Annotated in this window: 1 protein-coding gene; it reads left to right on the top strand. The window is 74.1% G+C overall.

Annotated features, from left to right (window positions below):
- Positions 1-73: 73 nt before the first annotated feature.
- A complete protein-coding gene (locus ACFUEL_RS39975; protein WP_380243179.1) occupies positions 74-892 on the top strand; it encodes a class I SAM-dependent methyltransferase in 819 nt (272 codons plus the stop codon).
- Positions 893-1021 lie beyond the last annotated feature (129 nt).

Raw genomic sequence — 1021 nt, 5'->3', positions numbered from 1 at the left:
TCCTGAGTCTCCGTGGAGAAAGCCGGAGAAGCCTGCTCCCGGCCCGCACCCACCAACCTCCGGAGCCGCCACAGTGACGAGCAACACCGCACGGCAGGACGCCGCGATCGCCGACAGGGCGATCCTTGCGAACAGCGCCTACGCGGACGGACGCCACCTGGCCGCCCGGCAGTCGATCTACCGGTGGCAGCGGCCGCGGTACGACCTGCCCGGGATCGTCCTCGAGGAGCTGGCCGGCACCAGCGGGATCGTCCTCGACGTCGGCTGCGGAAACGGCAGGTTCGTCAATCGCCTGCACGAGGACCGTCCGGACCTCCGGGTCGTCGGGGTGGACGTCTCGGCGGGCATCCTCGCCGAGGTGGAGGGGCCGGTCCTGGTGGCCGACGCCCAGGCGCTGCCCTTCGCCGACGACAGCGCCGACGCCGTGCTGGCCCTGCACATGCTGTACCACGTCGGCGACATCGAGGCCGCGGTCGAGGAGCTGGCCCGCGTCCTGCGGCCCGGCGGCGTGCTCGTGGTCTCGACCAACAGCGACACCGACAAGCGGGAGCTGGACCGGCTCTGGGTCCGGGCCGCGGGCGACGTCCTGGGGCTCGCCGAGGGGCCGGCCCGGGTCTCCCTCAGCTCACGCTTCTCCCTGGAGGGGGCACCCGGCTTCCTGGGGGCGGCGTTCGGGGACATCCGGGTACGGGAGCTGCCCGGCGTCATCGAGGTCACCGATCCCGCGCCGGTCGTCGCGCACCTGGCCTCCTACGAGGCGTGGGCCGACCGGTGCGGTGTCCCGTTCCGCGAGACCGTCGGCCGGGCGGCGGAGATCGTCGCCGCCGGGATCGGGGCCGAAGGCGCGTTCAGGATCACGTGCCGCGGCGGTGTCCTGGTCTGCCGCTTCTGAGGGGCTGGGGGGCAAGGGCCCGGACGGGGAAAGGGGTCGGCCCGCCGGGGCGCCCCCCACACGGCGCGCCGGCGGGCCGGGGCGGGGGGGGCGCGGGCTCATATAAACAAAAGACGCGGCCCACGACCA

It is taken from the genome of Kitasatospora sp. NPDC057198, assembly GCF_042670125.1.
Classification (GTDB): Bacteria; Actinomycetota; Actinomycetes; order Streptomycetales; family Streptomycetaceae; genus Kitasatospora.
Note: the sequence above shows the minus strand (reverse complement) of the source record. Positions and strands in the feature narration are given on the sequence as shown.